We start from the raw sequence: 18,169 nt of genomic DNA, 5'->3' as shown, positions 1-18,169 counted from the left end.
TTTCTATTCGTGTGAGTGGAAATGGCGCTGAAATTGGAGCTGGGAAGCATGTCAGCCAGCGCTTGCGGATGGCCGTCGACGAGCAGGTTTCTTCTTGATGACAGCGGGCAAATACAGGTCCAACGTTTCATCGATAAGCGTATCCGGCGGCGCGGCGAAAACTGTCTGTGCCGTCAGGCTCAACGACACGATACCGTGCAACGCCGCCCACAACGTCTCGGCCCGAACCGCAGGGTTATGAACCAGCGCCAGCGTCCGAGTCAGCATGGAAAGCACCGTCTCGCCGGCCGATGCCGCATCGTTAAACGCGGCGGCGGTATAAGCGGGATTTTGCATGAAAATCAGCCGATACACCTCGGGATGCGTCTGCCCGAACGTGACGTACGCATGCGCCATGGCTTTCAGACGTTCAACCGGCTCCGCCACGCCATCATGCGCGTGCATGGACTCGAGCAACTGCACGTGACCCTCGACGCAAAGCGCGTGGGCAATGGCATCGCGGCCGGCAAAGTGGAGATAAAGCGAGGCAGGCGAATATCCGACAACCCCTGCGATCTTGCGCATCGACAACGCGTCAAAACCTTCACGCACGACGATCACGCGCGCCGCATCCAGGATCTGGATGCGCAGTAAGGGCTGATTTGAAAGATGTTGTTTTGAGCCTGCCATCCCGCGCATTTTCCGGATGACACCGGCCAAGTCAATGCAAAACTGAACAGCATTGAATGTAACCGCCTCGTTAAACGTCCGCTATCAGGTCCCCATTCCCGGCGGAAAATGGCCACTCTTCAATAACACGGGCTCACCATTATTGATGTGCAGATGCTCCCTCGCAACCGCTTCAATCCTCGGGCGCGCAGCATCGAATGCGCGTATCCAGCCGGTGCTGTCGCAGCTCTCCACGCCAAAATGATCCTCCAGCGCCTCGACCGAGATCGCACACGGCACGCGCTCGCCATCGACCAGCGCGGCAAATACCACGGTCAGATTCGCGTCGCGATACGCCGGCGCATCGGCGGGAAAAAGGATGTTCATGGCGGCCTCGATTGGCAAGGAAATGGGGGTAACGCACGATCCTACCCGCGGCGCCTCGATCCGGTCTACCCGGCTTCTTCCATGCTGAGCCGGACCAGCTCGGCGGGTACATCGACAATCAGCAGCGACACCGCGCCCGGGTCGGCGTAATCGAACTTCAGGTGCCGGCTCATGTCCCTCACCCGTTCGCAAAATTGCTGCTGTACCGGCTCGGTGGCCAGATCGAAAAGACTCAATGCTTCCGTCTCGAAGCGGTAATGCACGCCCCACGCAATATTGCCCGGATGACTTGCCATGCCGCTCGTACGCCAGCTCACGAACAGGCACGGTTTCTGATCCGTGCCGATCTCGCTGATATCCGCTCCGCTCGGGAACAAATCGAGCAGCGCCTCGGCAACGCAGCGCATCGCCGGGTGACGGATATTGAGCGTGCGCATCAGGTATTTTGCAGCAATCTGTCGATATAGGCGCGCGCCGCCTGCTCCACATTGACGAGCGCTTCGTCCTCGCTGGCAAAGCGCTGCTCTGCGCCGACCTCGACCAGTGCCTCGAAGCGCCGGACGTTGTCCGGACCGCCCTCGGCCACATTGACCGTGCCCACGTAGATGGGCGCATTCGGTTCTCCGGCGGCCCGATCGCGCGTTTGGGTGAGGCGCGCCGCCGCACTGATGTAATACCCGCGATACGGGCCGCTAACGCGTTCTGCCATGTTTTCCTCTCAAATGTTTTATAAGTTCCGCGTGTTGCCCGCGCCCTCTGTAAGGTTTGAATGTCGGCAATTAGTTCTCAGCGGTTGCAACCTGTTGCATTTTCTTCCGGCACTTCGGGTAACCCGGTGCGTCCGACGGTGGTTAGCTTGAAAAGCGTAATGCAACGCGCGCGCCAGAGGCCTGGCTGGAGGGAGCATTTATCGAAGTGATTTGATTTAGGTCAAAAAGCCTCCTTTTTCCTGCGCTCACCGGCGTATGGGAAAATACAGGCACGAACATGTTTGGAAACACGTTGGAGAGCACGGTCCGGGCGTTCCGCCCCATCTTCTACGGCGTTATCCGGCGTTTGCCACCGAGGAACACAATGAAGCAATTTGCACGGCGCTTGCCGATCCCTTCCCCGTTTCGCATGGCGCGGGCTCTACAGGCCACTGGCCTCACCATCGCGGCCGCGGCTGTTTTAAGCCTGGGCGGATGTGCATCGTCGACCGATGCATCGCTGATCCATCTCCCCGACGGCCAGAGCGGTTACGCCATCAACTGCAGCGGCGCCGATGCGAGCACGACATGGGCGAGCTGTTACGTCCTGGCCGGCGATAAATGCGGCGCGACCGGCTACACGATCGTATCGAAGGACAACGAGGAAGGCGGACCGTCGGGCGGCAGCATCACCAACGTGGTATCGGCGAATGTCAAGAACCGCTCGATGGTCATACGGTGTAACTAGAGCCCACCTGCCCTCCTGCAAACACTAGTGCGGGCTGACCTTCGAAAACACGTTCAGTACAATCACGCCCGACACGATCAGGCCCATGCCGAGCACAGCGGGCAGATCGGGGATCTGCTTGAATAACAACGCCGCGACCAGCGTGATCAGCACGATGCCGGCGCCTGACCACACGGCATAAACAATGCCGACCGGCAGCGACTTCAGCGTGAGCGAGAGCAGGTAAAACGAGATGCCGTAGCCGATCACCACGATGACCGCCGGCACCAAACGCGAGAATCCTTCCGATGCCCGCAAGGCCGATGTCGCCACGACTTCAGCAACAATAGCGACCGCGAGCAACGCATAAGCGGAAGAGCGCATGGGTTACGCCTTGTCCGATGCAAACGCGAGCGCGCCTGCGTCATGCCCGAGCACCGCGCACAGCGCTTCCACCACGAACTCATGATCCTGGCGTTGCGGCAGGCCCGACACGGTCACCACGCCAATCACACCCGCGCCTTTGACCGTCAACGGAAAAGCGCCGCCATGCGAGGCGAACTCGGCGGCGGGGAGACTGTATTTATCGGCGAGTGTTGCCGATGCCTGCTGGAGGCTCAAGCCGATCGCATAAGAACTGCGGCGAAAGTGCTCGACCGTGCGCGCCTTGCGTTGTACCCAGCGGGTGTTATCGGGCGTGGCGCCATCGACAGAGACAAAAAACAGCGGCTGGCCGAAGGTGCGTACTTCTATGGCTATGGGCGCGCCGCGCGCCACCGCCATCTCGCGGAGTTGCGAACCGATTTGCCACGCGCGGTCCGGGTCGAAGTGCGGGAAGACCAGCGTGTGCTCCTGATGCGCGATGGTCTGGAGATCGTGGATGATGTTCATAAGCAATGGCTTCCTGGCGAGTAAAAAGTCGAGCGACACGATCATAGGGTCGTTCAATGCCCGACACGAATTTCACAAATTGTGACATGCCTCGGGAAGAGGGCTTGCATAAGCGCGCCACTTAACTGTTCTGTGACGACTGAAATGTTTCGTCATCCGTTCGTGCGCAATTAGTCCATCGACTTATAAAGTCTTAATTCGGCTTAATTCCCGCGCCATCTCAATTTAATCGGGTCGCTAATATGTTGTTTAAATTACATCAGTAAGCTAATTAGGAGCATTCTCATTAGGGCATTCCATCTCGATAAGTAAAGTTCGAACCCTGTCCACGCAGCCATCAATGAGTCCGTCTGGATTCGGCACTGCGCTGACCCGGCATGCAGATCACCTCTTTTCAATCTGCACGTATGCGTCACGGATTCGAGTCAACTCTACGCAGGAATGCAAAATGAATAAGGTTTATAAGTCGGTCTGGAATGAATCAATTGGGGCATGGGTGGCGGTTTCGGAAAATAGTGCGGCGCGTGGCAAGCGCAACGCCAAGATCGCCAATGCGGTATTGATATCCGCAGCTGCGCTCGGGGCCACAGTAGGTTCGGCGAGCGCGTTTGCCGACGGTACAGTAGGGGGCGATATCGCGTTGGGAGATGGTGCCGTCTCTGACGGACCGAACAATTCCGTTGCGATCGGCGTGCAGGCAACAGCATCAGCTAACGACGCTATCGCCCTCGGATCGCAGATCGTCAACCTCGCTGCGTCGTCTTTCGTCGTTGGCAACAACGGGGTGTCACTCGACGCGGCATCGACACAAAGCGTCTTGCTTGCGCCCGACACCGGCGCCGTCACCAATTCAGCTCACTCATTCTCGTTCAACCCGTATGGCGGAACAGGTACGTCGAATTCGAACGACGCCATCAACCTGTCTGGAACCGTGGCTGACGCGGCTGCAGGAGTAGCGATCGGCTCGAAGTCATCCGTGACGGCAGCCAACGCAGTGGCTCTGGGCGCAACGGCAACGGCCTCGTTTGCGAATTCGGTGGCGCTGGGCTCGAACTCTGCAACGGATCGTGCTAACTCCGTATCCGTAGGTACGTCCACCGGTTTGCGGCAGATCACGTTTGTGGGCAACGGCACGAAAACGAATGACGCCGTCAACGTAAGCCAGCTCACCCCTCTTGTGACAGCCCTTGGCGGCGCGGCCGCACTGGGAACCGACGGTTCAATCACTGCACCGACCTATTCGATCAAAGGTACGAACTACAACAACGTGGGCGACGCGCTGACGGCTTTGAACGCGTCCTCGAAGTATCTGTCAGCCAACGATGCAGCCACGAACAACTTGGGCGCCAAGGCTGTCGGTATTGGAAGTATCGCAATTGGCGGAAACGCCGTTGCCGACAGCACGGGCGGCCTGGATGCAGCACTCGCCATTGGCTCGGACTCGGTCGCGGTCACTAGATCCACGGTTATCGGTCCAGGCGCGACAGCGACTGCCAGCAATACGGTCGTCCTCGGCACGTATTCCATCGGCGATCGTGCAAACACTGTCTCTGTCGGCAGCGCGTCGATCAAACGTCAAATCGTCAACGTCGCAGCAGGCACGCAAACCAACGACGCCGTTAACATCGGCCAGCTCACCCCTCTTGTGACAGCCCTTGGCGGCGCGGCCGCACTGGGAACCGACGGTTCAATCACTGCGCCGACCTATTCGATCAAAGGTACGAACTACAACAACGTGGGCGACGCGCTAGCGGCACTCGCCGCCAGTTCGGGCAGTTCCGGCAAGTATTTCCACGTGAACTCCACGCTTGCCGATTCGTCGGCGACGGGAACCGAATCCGTCGCGATCGGCGGAGCGGCTGCCGCAAACGCCAACGGCGACATCTCGATCGGCGCACACGCCACGTCTACTGGTAGCGGCGATCCCGCAGCATCGGCCATTGCTATCGGCTCTAATGCTTCAGCCGGTACGGTGCAAGCAGTCGCACTCGGCACTTCCGCTTCCGCCAGCATGAATGGCGACGTTGCTATTGGCACGCTCGCGCAAGCGACGGGTACCGGCTCATATGGTTCCGCCACGGCAGTGGGTTTCGCGAGCATCGCGGACGGGAAACAGGCTTCCGCTTTGGGTTACCGGGCGACGGCAACGGGCGCAAATTCGGTCGCGCTGGGCTCACGCTCGGTGGCGGACGCTGACAACACGGTATCGGTCGGTTCTTCCAGCCTCCAGCGCAAAATCGTCAACGTCGCGGCAGGCGCGCAAGCCAACGACGCCGTCAACGTCAGCCAGCTTCAAAGCGTCACGGCCCTGCTCGGCGGCGGCGCCACGCTCAAGAGCGACGGCACCGTAACAGCTCCGTCCTACAGCGTTGCCAGCACGACTTTCAATACGGTAGGCGACGCTATCACCCAGATCGATACCGAACTGAGCAACAAGGTCGCCTACGATACAACCAACAAAGCGCACATCACATTGGGCGGCGTGGGCACCACGAACCTCGTCACGATTTCGAACGTGAACGCAGGGGCCTTGTCCGCGAGCAGCACAGACGCGGTCAACGGTTCCCAACTGAATTCAACGAACCAGAACGTGTCGACTCTTCAAACGTTCGCCACCAATATCAACAACGGTGGCGGCGTCAAGTACTTCCACACGAACTCGACACTCGCCGATTCAGTCGCGACGGGCGCGGATTCGGTCGCCATTGGCGGCGCGGCGAATGCATCGGCTAAGAACGCAGTAGCACTCGGTTCGAACTCGGTCGCCGATCGCGATAACTCGGTGTCCGTCGGCGCTGCAGGCAAGGAACGTCAGATCACCAACGTGGCAGCGGGCACGGCATCTACCGACGCAGTCAATGTCGGCCAATTGACTGCCGTATCGCAGAACGTCACGAATCTCGACAGCTTCGCAGTCAAGTACGACACCAACACCGACGGCACGCCGAACTACCAGAAGGTCACGCTCGGCGGTGCCGGCGCTACGAAGCCGACCACACTCACCAACCTGACAATCGGCGACCTGAGCTCGACCAGCACGGACGCGATCAACGGCTCGCAACTGTACTCGACCAACCAGCGCGTGGGCTCGCTTGAGACGTTCGAAAGCAATATCAACAACGGCGGCGGCATCAAGTACTTCCACACGAACTCGACGCTCGCCGATTCAGTCGCGACGGGCGCGGATTCGGTCGCCATTGGCGGCGCGGCGAGTGCATCGGCGAAAAACGCAGTGGCGCTCGGTTCGAACTCGATCGCCGATCGCGATAACTCGGTGTCCGTCGGCGCGGCAGGCAAGGAACGTCAGATCACCAACGTGGCAGCGGGCACGGCATCTACCGACGCAGTCAATGTCGGCCAACTGACTGCCGTATCGCAGAACGTCACGAATCTCGACAGCTTCGCAGTCAAGTACGACACGAACACCGATGGCACGCCGAACTACGAGCAGATCACGCTCGGCGGCACCGCAGCAACGAAACCCACGTTGCTCACGAATCTTGCCACCGGTAAATTGGCCGATGACAGCACGGACGCCGTGAACGGTTCGCAGTTGTACGCGACCAACCAGAACGTGGCAGCACTCCAGGACTTTACGAACAACGTCAACAACGGCGGCGGCATCAAGTACTTCCATACCAACTCCACGCTTGGCGATTCATCGGCAACCGGTACGGATTCGGTGGCAATCGGCGGTGCGGCTCTGTCGTCGGGTAAGAACTCGGTAGCACTCGGTTCGAACTCGGTGGCGGATCGGGACAATACGGTATCGGTCGGCGCAGCGGGCAGCGAACGTCAGGTCACCAACGTAGCGGCTGGTACGGCTGCCACCGATGCGGTCAACGTCGGGCAACTCAACGCGGTATCGGGCAGCGTCACGTCGCTTGGCGCAAGCGCGATCAAGTACGACAACAACGCCGACGGAACGCCGGACTACTCCAACGCGACGCTTGGCAACGGCAATGCCGGCACGGCGCTGCACAACGTTGCTGCAGGCACAGGCAGCATGGATGCGGTCAACCTGGGTCAGGTGAACGACCTGATCGGTCAGGTCACCAACATTGCGAACGGCGCATATAACCCGCTCTTCTCCGCCGACGGCGACCGCGACACGGAAATCGCGACAGCCTCCGGCACCCACTCGGTGGCATCGGGCGCAAACGCGATGGCATCCGGTGTGAACGCCGTTGCGTCTGGCGCTACATCAGTGGCTAGCGGCGCCAACTCGGTCGCGGTCGGTTCGAACGCATCGGCCACGGCAAACAACGCAGTTGCGGTGGGCGCGAATGCATCGGCTACGGCGAACAATGCGGTCGCGTTGGGCGCGGGCTCGGTGGCGGATCGTGCCAACGCCGTGTCAGTGGGTACGACAACGGCTGGCGGTCAGCGTCAGATCACGAACGTCGCAGCGGGCACGGACGGCACCGATGCCGTCAACGTGAACCAGATGCAGCAGTCGGTGAACACGGGTGTGAAGTCGGCCAACGGTTATACGGACGCGCTTCGCTCCGACATGAACAGCGGCCTGTCGCTGGCGAACAACCACATCAACAGCGTCGGTGCGATGAGCAGCGCGATGGCGATGATGGCAGGCAGCGCGGCAGCGGTCGCCGACAAGGACAATCGCTTCGCGGCCGGTACGGGTGTGTATCGTAACAAGGCGGCAATCGCGGTCGGTTTCCAGAAGCGCTTTGGCACCAACATGGTCATCACGGTCGGCGGCTCGACGACCGGCGAAGAATCCACGGGAGGCGCAGGCTTCGCGTTTGGATTCTAAGCAACGTCTCAGCAGCTTGGACGCGTAGTTAAAACACGTGTAGTTAAAACGCTCGGCGGCACATCTCTCTAATGAGATGTGCCGCCGAGTTTTTATATACGCTCAACAGTGCGTGAGGCAATGTCGTGCGCTTGTGCCCCACACTCACAGTGTCTTGAGCACTTGAACACGACGAGCGTCGACCTTCCTCATCAGCCAATGCTGTGCACGATCAGTAACCAAAGCGAAGCAACATGACAAACATGTTGCACTGCAATCAACGTTGTCTTATAATCTTTTTCGCGGGGTGGAGCAGTCTGGCAGCTCGTCGGGCTCATAACCCGAAGGTCGTAGGTTCAAATCCTACCCCCGCAACCAAGGATTAAAAGTCAAAAGCCCGGTTCTCCGGGCTTTTTTCATTTCAGACACGCATGTTGTTTTCAGCATGCTTGCCCCGTGACCAAGGGGTCGTGTCCCGTGCCGCAATCCGCGCAATACGTCGCAGCAGTTGCAACGCAAGCGCACAAGTTACCCCGTCCACGCGTGGCATAATCGACGGCTCAACCGCTCTGGTAGTCAACGTCAGCCCCATGCGCCGTCGCCTCGTCCGCAAGTTCGGCAGCCTCATCGGATTGCTTGCAATCCTGATGACTGCGCTCGCTCCAGCGGTGTCGCAAGCGCTTGCCTCCGGCGCGCAGCCCGAGACAATCCTGAGCGCGTTCTGCTCGGCGGGTTCCCAAGCCGCACAAGCCGGCACGAACCAACCCATCCCTTCGCAGCACTCCGCCGCAGGTCATTGGGACGCGTGCGGTTACTGCAATCTCGCGGCGCATTCACCCGCGGCGCCGCCTTGCGCAGGCGCATATCAGGCACGCGCGACATCGGGGCCTCTACCCTATAACACCCGTGCCCAGGTCTTCCCTCCTTATGCACCTGTCTTCGCCGCACAGCCTCGTGCTCCGCCAGTCTTCGTCTGATTCTTCTTCGCACCGCCGCCGGCTGCACAGCCGGTACTCAGCATTCGCGTCACCCGGATCGACAGGATCAAACAGGATCAGCATGAACACGTCCCTCGCAAGCATGATCAAGCATGGCGGGCTTACCGCCCTGCTTCTCGCCACCGCACAACTCGCTTTTGCGCATGCGCATCCGACGCAGCAAACGCCCGCACCCGATGCAACCGTCGATGCACCGCATGAAGTAGCCATCGATTTCACGGAAGGTCTCGAACCGGCATTCAGCACGCTGACCGTGGTCGATGCAGCCGGCAAGCAGGTCAACAACGCGAAATCGGCTGTCGATGTGAACAACAAGAAACATATGAGCGTCGCGCTCGGCGATCTCAAGACGGGTGCTTATCAAGTGGAATGGACAGCCGTGGCCGACGACGGCCATCGCACGCAAGGCCATTACCTGTTCAACGTAAAGTGAGCTCACTATGAAAACCAACACACTGATTCACGCAGGTTTGCTGTCCGTATGCGCCCTGGCGGCGTCCGGCGTACAAGCCGCAATGCTCGAAGCGCACGATTGCTGGATCCGTTCCATGCCGGCAAACCTGCCGTCGTCGGGCTACTTTGTGGTATCGAATAACGGCGATAAACCCGCCACGCTCACCGGCGCCGAAACGCCCGCGTTCGGCATGGCGATGCTGCATAAATCGACGAGCAACGGCAGCACATCGACCATGTCGATGGTCGAATCCGCCGAGGTGCCCGCGCACGGCACGCTCGCGTTCGCCCCGAGCGGATACCACCTTATGCTCGAGGACGCACCCAAGCCTGTGAAGGTCGGTTCCACGATCCCGTTGAAACTGACGTTCGCGGATCAGTCGAGCATCGAGACGACATGCGCGGTGAAACCAGCGTCTACGTTAGGCAAATAACTTCGCGGCAGTAACAAAAAAGGCGTGCCGCAATCGGATTGCGGCGCGCCTTTTTTTGCTTTGCCTTCGCGTAAACAATCAATACGGCATATCGTCGAAAGGATCCATTACCGCCTCACGCCGCACTTGCTTTAGCCAAAGCTTGAGCTGCTTGATGTCTTCAAACGCGAGCAGATCCCGCTCCAGCGCATGCACGCTTTCCCGAAGCGCGGCCATGTCACTCACCAGATCGCGCACGATCACGCCCGGAGAGACCATAGCAAATGGCTCGATTCCATAGCTATGTTTGAAATTACCTTCGACGTGCGCGATCTCCTGATCCAGTTCGTCGATCTGTTCCTTCAAAATCTTGTTGTAGTGCTTTAACCGGTCTTCACTGATATTGTTGATCGCGTGCTGATCGATGTGTTCAAGTTCCAACTGAAGTTCCAGCAACTGCAGCAGATTGTTGTTGCTGTAGGCTTTATTCACGCGTTGCATCAGCGCCGTTTTCCGTTCGCGCTCCTGCGAATCGGACTCACGATCGGGATGCAAGGCACTAGCCAGTTTGCGGTACAACTCTCGAATAGACAGGCTGATCTGTGCCTGCTCGGCTTCCTCGCGCGCCTCCGCGGCAATCTGCTTGGCCGTCTTTTTCCGCTTGGCGCGACGCTCTTCCTGAGCCTCGTTTTCAGCGGACTCCTGCGCCTCGCGCTGCTCCATCTCTTGTTGCACACGACGCAACAAGTCTTCAGGCGAGCTCATGTCCACATCGTCGCCCAACTCGACACCGAGCATTCTTTCCATCACCAGTTTCATGTCGTCCAGTTCGGCGGCGGCCTCAAGGTCGTAATCGGACTGGCTGTGCTTGTTGTATAGCGCCTTTAATTGCGCATCGTCGCGTTGCGCAGCAAGACTACCCGCCAGGTCAACAATCAGGTCCGACACCAGGCGGCGTTCCGTCTTGGTCAGTCCCTTCTGGTCGCACGCCTGATCGAGACGATGCACCATCTTGACCTGCAAATCACCGAGGGTCTGCTCGAGCGGCGTAAATTCATTGACATATTTCTGATGGAAAGCGGGCACGGCCGCTTCCCACGCACTCAGCCGGGCACGCCGTTTTTCAATCTGTTTGATCAGCGTATTGAACGCCTTCTGTCCCTTGGACAGACTAGGTTTGTCGTGATCCGCGGCAATGCCAACGGACTTGACGCTCGTCTTCGTCATGGCGTGCATATCCTCCGATTGATAGAAAAACGCGCGTTTCGTATTTTAACCAAGGCTCGTTGCGACCGCCCCGGCTTTTTGGTCGCGCGCGAGCGTGCAGGAGCACGGCAGGCTCGATGTTCGAACGCGGCGGCGCTAGTCACACAAGCCCGGCGTCAGCATGGCGGCCTTAAAAGCCGCTACGGGCTGCGTCACGTCCGTAGCGGCTTTATGTATATCCAACCCGCTCAATGCCCCTTGAAGAGATTCATGATCTCCTGACGCTCGGCCGGGTTCACGCTGGGCGGCGGCACGCTCGGAGGCGTCATTCCGCCTGGCCCGACACCGCCGACCGCATCGCTTGCACCTTCAATCGGATTCGCTGAATCCACACCGATGCTCGCGACAAAACCATTGCCCGGCGTCTTGTCGGCATAGAACAATTCACCGTCGATACTCGTCAAACCATCGGGCATCGCCATGGATTGTTGCGGAACATTGGCAAGCGCCCGTTGCATGAATTCCACCCAGATCGGCAACGCAAGTTGCGCGCCAAACTCACGGCCGCCGAGCGACTTCGGCTGGTCGTAGCCCATCCACGCAATCGCCACGAGTTGATGCTGGTAACCCGCGAACCAGCCGTCCTTCGCGTCGTTGGTCGTACCGGTCTTGCCCTGCAGGTCGTTACGCTTGAGCACGTTGGTACCCGCGCCCGTCCCACCCGTCGCGACCGAATGCAGCAGGCTGTTCATGATGTACGCGTTGCGCGGTTCGAGCGTTTGCGGCGCATTGCTGCCGGCAATCAGCGGATTGGCACGCGAAATCACCGTGCCGTGGGCATCGGCTACTTCACCGATCAGGTACGGATTGATCCGCGAACCACCGTTGGCGAACACGGAATACCCACCCGCCAGTTGCAGCGGCGTGACGAGACCGGCGCCCAGCGCGAGCGGCAAGTACGGCGGGGTCTTGTCGGCATCGAAACCGAACTTCTGTGTGACGTAATCCTGCGCGTACTTCGTGCCGATGTACGAAAGGATCCGGATCGACACGAGGTTCTTCGACTTCTGCAAGGCCGTGCGCATGGACATGGGACCATCGGGCTGGTCGTCGTCCTTCGGCTCCCATGCGTCGCCACCCGGCGTAGTCGGCGGGAAATACAGCGGTGCGTCGTTGATGATGGTTGCCGGTCCAAGACCCTTTTCCAGTGACGCGGAATAAATGAATGGCTTGAAGCTCGACCCCGGCTGGCGCCACGCTTGCGTGACATGATTGAACTTATTCTTGTTGTAATCGAAGCCGCCGACCAGCGCGCGAATCGCTCCGTCCTGCGGCACGAGCGAAACCAGCGCGCCCTCGACTTGCGGCAACTGCGTGATGCTCCAGTTGCCCTTCGCGTCCTGCACCACGCGCACGATGGAACCCGGCTTGATCCGCACCGCCGCCGATGCATTGCTGCGCAAACCAGCTGCGACGAAACGCAAGCCGTCGCCGGTAACAGTCGCCGGATCGGCGTTGACGAACGTCACGACCACCTGCTTCGCATTCACCGACGTCACCACGCCCGCGATCAGATCGCCGTTGTCGGGGTGATCGGCGAGCGCATCGTCAATCGCTTCGTCGCGGTCATCCTGGTTCGGCGGCAAATTGACGAACCCTTCCGGCCCGCGATACCCGTGGCGCCGCTCGTAATCCATCACGCCCTTGCGCACGGCGTTATACGCGGCTTCCTGATCGGCGGAATCGATGGTCGTGGTCACTGAAAAGCCGCGCGTGTACGTGTCATCGCGGTATTGCGCGTACATCATCTGCCGCACCATTTCCGCCACATATTCGGCGTGCACGCTGTATTCCGTGCCCGACACGCGTGCATGTATTTCTTCCGCGCTGGCCTGGTCGAATTGCGCTTGCGTGATGAAGTTCAAATCGAGCATGCGCTTCAGGATATATTGCTGACGCACCTTCGCCCGCTTCGGATTGACGACCGGGTTATACGCCGATGGCGCCTTCGGCAAGCCTGCGAGCATCGCGCATTCGGCGAGGGTCAGGTCCTTGAGGTCCTTGCCGAAATACACCCGCGCCGCCGATGCAAACCCATACGCCCGCTCGCCCAGATAAATCTGGTTCATGTACAACTCGAGAATCTGATCCTTGGTCAGCGCGCGTTCGATCTTGTAGGCAAGCAGCATTTCGTAGATCTTGCGCGTGTAGGTCTTCTCGCTTGAGAGGAAGAAGTTACGCGCGACCTGCATGGTGATCGTGCTTGCGCCTTGCGACGCGCCGCCGTGCATGATGTCGCTCAAGCCCGCCCTCGCAATGCCGATGAAATCGACGCCGCCGTGCTCGTAGAAGCGGTAATCCTCGATCGCGAGGACAGCCTTCTTCATCTGGTCGGGGATCTCGTCGAAGCGCGCGATCCGGCGCCGCTCCTCGCCGAATTCGCCGATCAGCACGTGATCCGCGGTATAGATCCGCAACGGCACTTTCGGTTGATAGTCGGTCAGCGCATCGAGCGACGGCAGGTTCGGCCCCATCACCACCAGCGCATACCCGATGATCAGCGCGCCGATGATGGCCGCGACGGCGAACAGCCCGATGAACCACAACACGATGCGCAATACGATCGAGGGTCCGGCTGAAGACTTGGCGGTAGGTTGACGGTAACGATTGGGACCATCTTGATCCCGGTCATCGCGTGGAGCGTTCGAGGAATTCGGTCGTTTGATGATTGGCATGACTTGGATTGAACGGCGCGCCGCTAAGGCGCCCGGTGCGCAACGCCATGAAACCGCGTAACGATAAATGTTGGGGTGAGCGAAAGCCGTGGCCAGCTCCGCCGTGTAGCCGATGTGTAGCGCGGCGGTCTGATCGAACCATGGCAGCGCTCATATAAGCACTTCCATGGAAATGGTTCCAGACTGCTGCGTCGCGTGCCGTTGCCCCCGGACTGGCTGCGCGTTCCTGCGAATGGGCCGTTATCGCATTGTAAGAAAAACTGCAACACTGGCGGCCCCGCGCAGAATAACAGCGCATTTTAAAGAATTCGAGCGCCGAGCACCGGCAGTGACAGGATTTTTTTGTAAGTAAATCCCGTGTAATGGGCTGCTGTGACAGGCAAGGTCCGTCAAGGTGAGGCGTCCTGATGCCATCGGGCGGCGGTAGCACCATTATCTCAATATTGCAAGCCGTTGATGCGGGTAGCGTCTGAAGCGCGGCTCGGGGAATGTGTCCGTGCGCCACGAGAAGTTGGCAAACCGATATGATGGAAACGTTGGTTGCGTGGTTTGGCGTACCGCCGCACACGCCAAAAGCGCATCAAATGGTGTTGCCCGTGTCGGACATCGACCGTTCGGACTTGCCCAGCCCTGCTTGCGAGGCGCTCATGACTACCAAACCCAGCGAACGCATTGTTGTTTTTGTCACTCCGGCGCAGAAACTTGCGATCACCAGCACCGCCAGCGGCCTTGGCGTCAGCGTCAGTGAACTCATGCGGCGCGCCGTATTGAGCTTCAACGCGACTAGCGAACAGGTGAAGGCAGCCAGTCTTGTGGACCGGCTGCGTGCGCCGAAAACACCCGACCCTCTGAATGTTGCGCTGCGGCAAGTTGCTGAACGGGCTGCCGCGCGCGAGGCCCGGGACGCCGCACAGGTCGCCAAAGTGGCCAGCAAACGCACGTTGGCCGCCGAAGGACCTAAGCCTTTGAGCACGCTTGAACCGGAAACAGACGACCTCCTGTCGCAAACCTGCAATTCCGGGGAAGACCTGAGTGCGTCGGATGAATCGGACGAAGACGCATCGTTTTCCGGGCGCTCCTGAAAAATCGGCTCGGCAAGCCGGCTCTGCTCAGTCGAGAGGGATCGCACGAGTGGTAATAGCAATCGCAACGGTCGAAGCGATTGCTATTGCTACCCTGCACGCACGCCTATGGGCACGAGTGCCGTGCTCCAGCCTTTTGGCGTGACGAGGCTGGTGAGGTCATACGTGGCATACGCGACGATGCCGAACACAGCTCCGGCTATGTAGATCACATAGAAAACGCCGCCGCGCTGAGGTGGGTTTCGAGAATAACGATTCACCCATCTTCCGCTAATACAAACTCCGTGAAATCACGCCATGCCAGAGGGTATCGAGGATAAGAAAAACAACTGCTGTAACGATAAACGCAACGATAAGCATCTTCGACGTGGCCGATCCGTTCTCAATTCCTTCAAAAACTTGAATTTCCGCTGCGGCACTCGCTAAATCAACCGCATGGTGTACCGTTAAGATAAAGCCGTTAAGCCCGGTTTAAGTCGTTGCATGGTTTAATAACCCGGGCAAAATCTGGACGCTGCGCGCACGAAAGCATGAGTAACAAGGTTCATGCACCGTCAGCCAAACCCGCTTTTAATGCGCGGATTCCCGCTTCGCAACAAAGTGTATCGGCGAGCTTGTAATCCGTGCGCCCGGCCCGATTTATCCGACGCGCGACGCCGTGGGCGCCGCGCTTAATCAAACGTTGGCGAACATTCACAGAATGTTCATCGAACGTTGCTGCCTGGCAGCCGACTTCATTTCCAGGAGGAAACTCATGTCGCTTTTGGATTCCATCTCGCGCACCGTCAAGGGCCTGCTGAACGACGCCGCCGACACCGTGCAGGACCCGTCGCGGGACGCTCGCCAGATCGTGCGCGAACTCGACGACAGCATCGCGAAGGCCGAGAACTCGCTGATCGAAATCGAGGCGCAGGTCGCCACGCAACAAAGCAAGCGCGATGTTGCCGCCGAAAAGGCGAAGAAGTACGAAGACGGAGCCAAGCGCGCGCTGCAAAGCGGCGACGAAGCCCTTGCCCGCGAAGCGCTGGGTGCGCAGGCAAACGCCGAAACTGAACGCGATGCACTGGCCGCCGAGTTGGTGACCCTGGTGCCGTCGGTGGATCATTTGAAGCAGCAGATCAACGACATGCGCCAGCGGCGCAACGAGCTCAACTCGCGTTCGAACATCCTTCAGGCCAAGCAGCAGATTGCAACGGCGAAAGATGTCGCGGCGACGGCGCTGGGCGGGATCGGCGGGAAGAACCTGTCGGAAGACTTTCAGAAGCTGGAAGACAAGGTCCAGCTATCGAATGCCCGCTCGGACGCACGGCTGAACTCGGCTGATGAGAAGAGCGGCAAGGGGCTCGAAGACAAACTCGCGGCGCTCACGCGTGGCCCGTCCGTCGAAGACCGCCTGGAAGCACTCAAGAAACAGATCAACACGCTGGCGCAGTAAAGTCTCGCTTAAACCGATACGCAAGCCGGCGCGAAGGTTTTGCGCCGGCCGGTGAATAAGCAAGACCAAGAGCGGGACCAAGGCTTGCGCCCTTCGGGGCGAACGCCTGACAGCGTGAACCGGCAATGAGGGCAACCTCAAGTCTGGGCGCGGTCAAAGGCGCAGTGAACAGCGCAATACGGCGGTTCGCTGCGAGCAGCATTGGGGAATTGCATCGAAATGTCGCATGGAATGGAGACGGGTGCGAACGCCCCGGTCCGCAAATGAAAAAATATGTGATGGCTGTAGTTGCATCGCTGATGCTGGTTTCGGCAACGGCCTTCGCTGCTGTGCCAAGCGCCGGCCAGATCGAGCAGTCGATGACGCAAGGCAACTGGAGCCAGGCTGACGCCCAGTTGAACGAAGTGCTGCAGGCGCATCCGAACAATGCGAAGGCACACTATTTGTACGCGCAAGTGCTCGACCGCGAAGGCCGTTCTTCCGACGCGCTCGCTCAGGTTCAACAAGCGCGCACGCTCGACCCTGCCATTAAATTCACCGATCCGTCGCGCTTCAACGCCATGGAAGCGCGCATCCGCTCGGATGCGAACCGGGTGAATTCATCGTCTAATACGTCTAACTCGACGTCTACCTCGGTCACGCGCAATCCGTTCAATCAAGGCGCCGTGGCAGCTCCCGAAAGACATGGGCCTTCAATGGGCATGTGGGTGTTGCTCGCGGTCCTGTTCGTCGGGATTGCGCTGGTGCTGCGTTGGGGTCTGAAACGCGCGCGTTCGAACGACGACGGCCAGGCCGACGCCGATCGCCGCACGCAGCTCAAGCGCGCGACCGAACTGCTCAATGACGTCCGGTCGCTGAAGCTCGACGTGCGTTTGTCGACGCAACCGGGGCATGAAGCGATGCTTCAGGAAGTCGAAGGCATCGAAACGCAGCTTCGCCAGATGGTCGAAGCCCTGTCCAATTCGAAAAACCCCGTCCCGCCCTACGCGATCGAAGATCTGGCGAACCAGATCGACAGCGTGCGGGCACGTTCGGAAGGCCGGCCCGATCCGCGCACGACCGCGGCCCCGGCAAGCGCCGACGGCCAGTCAGTTTATGCGCAGGAAGCCGAGCGATTTGGGCGCAATCCGCAAGGGCAGCCGCCCTATTCGCCTTATCCGCAACAACAGCCGCCGGTCATCGTGCAGCAAGGCGGTGGTTTTGGTGGCGGCATGGGCGGATTGCTGACTGGCGTGTTGCTCGGCGAGGCAATGTCCGGCGGCAACCGCGAGCGCGTGATCGAACGTGAAGTGCCGGTCGATGACGACGAATTGCGCCGTCGCCGCGGTAACGACGACAACAACAATGGTGGCGGACTCGATTTCGGCAACGGCTCGAACGACTGGAGCGACAATGGCGGCGGCGGCGTCGATGTGGGCAGTAACGATTCCGGCAACTGGGACAACTCCTGAACCGGCTGCAGGCTGAATGTTAAAAAGCTCCGAACGAATCTGATTGATTCGTTCGGAGCTTTTTTATTAGCACCGTAAATCTGTCGAAGAGCGGGTCCTCATCCGCCCCCGAGAAAGCGCAGCAACGCCCACAGGAATTTGAAGAATCCCACTACAAATTCCCAGATGCGCTCAAGTTGATCCCAGTTCGCGACACGCATGAGTGCCTCGAAAATCATGTCGACTGGGTGCGCTGCACGATGCGCTGCGATGCGGACGAAAACGATGGGTGGCAATGTAAGCAAAACAGCGAGTCAAG

General features: G+C 59.4%; 17 protein-coding genes and 1 tRNA gene. 9 read left to right on the top strand and 9 right to left on the bottom strand.

Annotation, left to right across the window (positions count from 1 at the left end; all coding sequences use genetic code 11):
- Nucleotides 1–51: 51 nt before the first annotated feature.
- The 4 genes from ACSQ36_RS06995 to ACSQ36_RS06980 form a co-directional block, all read right to left on the bottom strand.
- A complete protein-coding gene (locus tag ACSQ36_RS06995) occupies nucleotides 52–669 on the bottom strand; it encodes a TetR/AcrR family transcriptional regulator (protein WP_436181342.1) in 618 nt (205 codons plus the stop codon).
- An 84-nt stretch (nucleotides 670–753) separates the two neighbouring features.
- The gene (locus ACSQ36_RS06990; RefSeq protein ID WP_436181341.1) at nucleotides 754–1,035 is read right to left on the bottom strand and encodes a DUF1488 domain-containing protein; all 282 of its coding nucleotides are present in this window, start codon (nucleotides 1,033–1,035) and stop codon (nucleotides 754–756) included.
- A gap of 65 nt (nucleotides 1,036–1,100) precedes the next feature.
- Nucleotides 1,101–1,472 (bottom strand): hypothetical protein, encoded by a 372-nt coding sequence (locus ACSQ36_RS06985; protein ID WP_436181340.1) that lies wholly within the window; start codon nucleotides 1,470–1,472, stop codon nucleotides 1,101–1,103.
- The gene (locus tag ACSQ36_RS06980; protein WP_436181339.1) at nucleotides 1,472–1,744 is read right to left on the bottom strand and encodes a hypothetical protein; all 273 of its coding nucleotides are present in this window, start codon (nucleotides 1,742–1,744) and stop codon (nucleotides 1,472–1,474) included. The genes ACSQ36_RS06985 and ACSQ36_RS06980 overlap by 1 nt, the downstream gene beginning before the upstream one ends.
- Nucleotides 1,745–2,154: 410 nt before the next feature.
- Between ACSQ36_RS06980 and ACSQ36_RS06975 the strand changes: the two genes are divergently transcribed.
- Nucleotides 2,155–2,472: a hypothetical protein gene (locus ACSQ36_RS06975; protein ID WP_436183111.1), complete on the top strand. Its 318-nt coding sequence runs from the start codon at nucleotides 2,155–2,157 to the stop codon at nucleotides 2,470–2,472.
- A gap of 24 nt (nucleotides 2,473–2,496) precedes the next feature.
- Here ACSQ36_RS06975 and ACSQ36_RS06970 read toward each other — a convergent pair whose 3' ends face one another.
- A complete protein-coding gene (locus tag ACSQ36_RS06970) occupies nucleotides 2,497–2,835 on the bottom strand; it encodes an SMR family transporter (protein ID WP_213764053.1) in 339 nt (112 codons plus the stop codon).
- A gap of 3 nt (nucleotides 2,836–2,838) precedes the next feature.
- Nucleotides 2,839–3,342: a heme-degrading domain-containing protein gene (locus ACSQ36_RS06965; RefSeq protein WP_436181338.1), complete on the bottom strand. Its 504-nt coding sequence runs from the start codon at nucleotides 3,340–3,342 to the stop codon at nucleotides 2,839–2,841.
- 448 nt (nucleotides 3,343–3,790) lie between these two features.
- Here ACSQ36_RS06965 and ACSQ36_RS06960 point away from each other — a divergent pair, with 448 nt between their 5' ends.
- The 5 genes from ACSQ36_RS06960 to ACSQ36_RS06940 all read left to right on the top strand — a co-directional run bounded on the left by ACSQ36_RS06960 (nucleotide 3,791) and on the right by ACSQ36_RS06940 (nucleotide 9,983).
- Complete coding sequence (locus ACSQ36_RS06960) at nucleotides 3,791–8,119, top strand: ESPR-type extended signal peptide-containing protein (RefSeq protein WP_436181337.1); 4,329 nt, start codon at nucleotides 3,791–3,793, stop codon at nucleotides 8,117–8,119.
- 280 nt (nucleotides 8,120–8,399) lie between these two features.
- Nucleotides 8,400–8,476, top strand: a tRNA-Met gene (locus ACSQ36_RS06955).
- A 212-nt stretch (nucleotides 8,477–8,688) separates the two neighbouring features.
- Complete coding sequence (locus tag ACSQ36_RS06950; RefSeq protein WP_436181336.1) at nucleotides 8,689–9,075, top strand: DUF2946 domain-containing protein; 387 nt, start codon at nucleotides 8,689–8,691, stop codon at nucleotides 9,073–9,075.
- A gap of 82 nt (nucleotides 9,076–9,157) precedes the next feature.
- Complete coding sequence (copC, locus tag ACSQ36_RS06945) at nucleotides 9,158–9,529, top strand: copper homeostasis periplasmic binding protein CopC (protein ID WP_213764057.1); 372 nt, start codon at nucleotides 9,158–9,160, stop codon at nucleotides 9,527–9,529.
- A 7-nt stretch (nucleotides 9,530–9,536) separates the two neighbouring features.
- Nucleotides 9,537–9,983: a copper chaperone PCu(A)C gene (locus ACSQ36_RS06940; RefSeq protein ID WP_436181335.1), complete on the top strand. Its 447-nt coding sequence runs from the start codon at nucleotides 9,537–9,539 to the stop codon at nucleotides 9,981–9,983.
- A 78-nt stretch (nucleotides 9,984–10,061) separates the two neighbouring features.
- Here ACSQ36_RS06940 and ACSQ36_RS06935 read toward each other — a convergent pair whose 3' ends face one another.
- Both ACSQ36_RS06935 and ACSQ36_RS06930 read right to left on the bottom strand, forming a co-directional pair.
- Nucleotides 10,062–11,189, bottom strand: coding sequence for a J domain-containing protein (locus tag ACSQ36_RS06935; protein ID WP_213764059.1), 1,128 nt, complete (start codon nucleotides 11,187–11,189; stop codon nucleotides 10,062–10,064).
- Nucleotides 11,190–11,416: 227 nt separating this feature from the next.
- A complete protein-coding gene (locus tag ACSQ36_RS06930) occupies nucleotides 11,417–13,903 on the bottom strand; it encodes a penicillin-binding protein 1A (RefSeq protein ID WP_213764060.1) in 2,487 nt (828 codons plus the stop codon).
- Between the two features lie 524 nt (nucleotides 13,904–14,427).
- On the opposite strand from ACSQ36_RS06930, the gene ACSQ36_RS06925 reads away from it, so the two are divergent.
- Nucleotides 14,428–14,985 (top strand): hypothetical protein, encoded by a 558-nt coding sequence (locus ACSQ36_RS06925; RefSeq protein WP_255631308.1) that lies wholly within the window; start codon nucleotides 14,428–14,430, stop codon nucleotides 14,983–14,985.
- A gap of 89 nt (nucleotides 14,986–15,074) precedes the next feature.
- Here the strand turns inward: ACSQ36_RS06925 and ACSQ36_RS06920 are convergent, their stop codons facing one another.
- Nucleotides 15,075–15,245 (bottom strand): DUF2177 family protein, encoded by a 171-nt coding sequence (locus tag ACSQ36_RS06920; protein ID WP_436181334.1) that lies wholly within the window; start codon nucleotides 15,243–15,245, stop codon nucleotides 15,075–15,077.
- Nucleotides 15,246–15,739: 494 nt separating this feature from the next.
- Here ACSQ36_RS06920 and ACSQ36_RS06915 point away from each other — a divergent pair, with 494 nt between their 5' ends.
- Together ACSQ36_RS06915 and ACSQ36_RS06910 are read left to right on the top strand one after the other, a co-directional pair.
- The gene (locus ACSQ36_RS06915) at nucleotides 15,740–16,420 is read left to right on the top strand and encodes a PspA/IM30 family protein (protein ID WP_436181333.1); all 681 of its coding nucleotides are present in this window, start codon (nucleotides 15,740–15,742) and stop codon (nucleotides 16,418–16,420) included.
- 263 nt (nucleotides 16,421–16,683) lie between these two features.
- The gene (locus ACSQ36_RS06910) at nucleotides 16,684–17,871 is read left to right on the top strand and encodes a tetratricopeptide repeat protein (RefSeq protein ID WP_436181332.1); all 1,188 of its coding nucleotides are present in this window, start codon (nucleotides 16,684–16,686) and stop codon (nucleotides 17,869–17,871) included.
- Nucleotides 17,872–18,169 lie beyond the last annotated feature (298 nt).

The sequence above is a fragment of the Caballeronia sp. LjRoot34 genome (assembly GCF_964253815.1).
Taxonomy (GTDB): Bacteria; Pseudomonadota; Gammaproteobacteria; order Burkholderiales; family Burkholderiaceae; genus Caballeronia.
The sequence above is the reverse complement of the archived record's forward strand: the minus strand, read 5'-3'. Positions and strand labels throughout refer to the sequence as shown.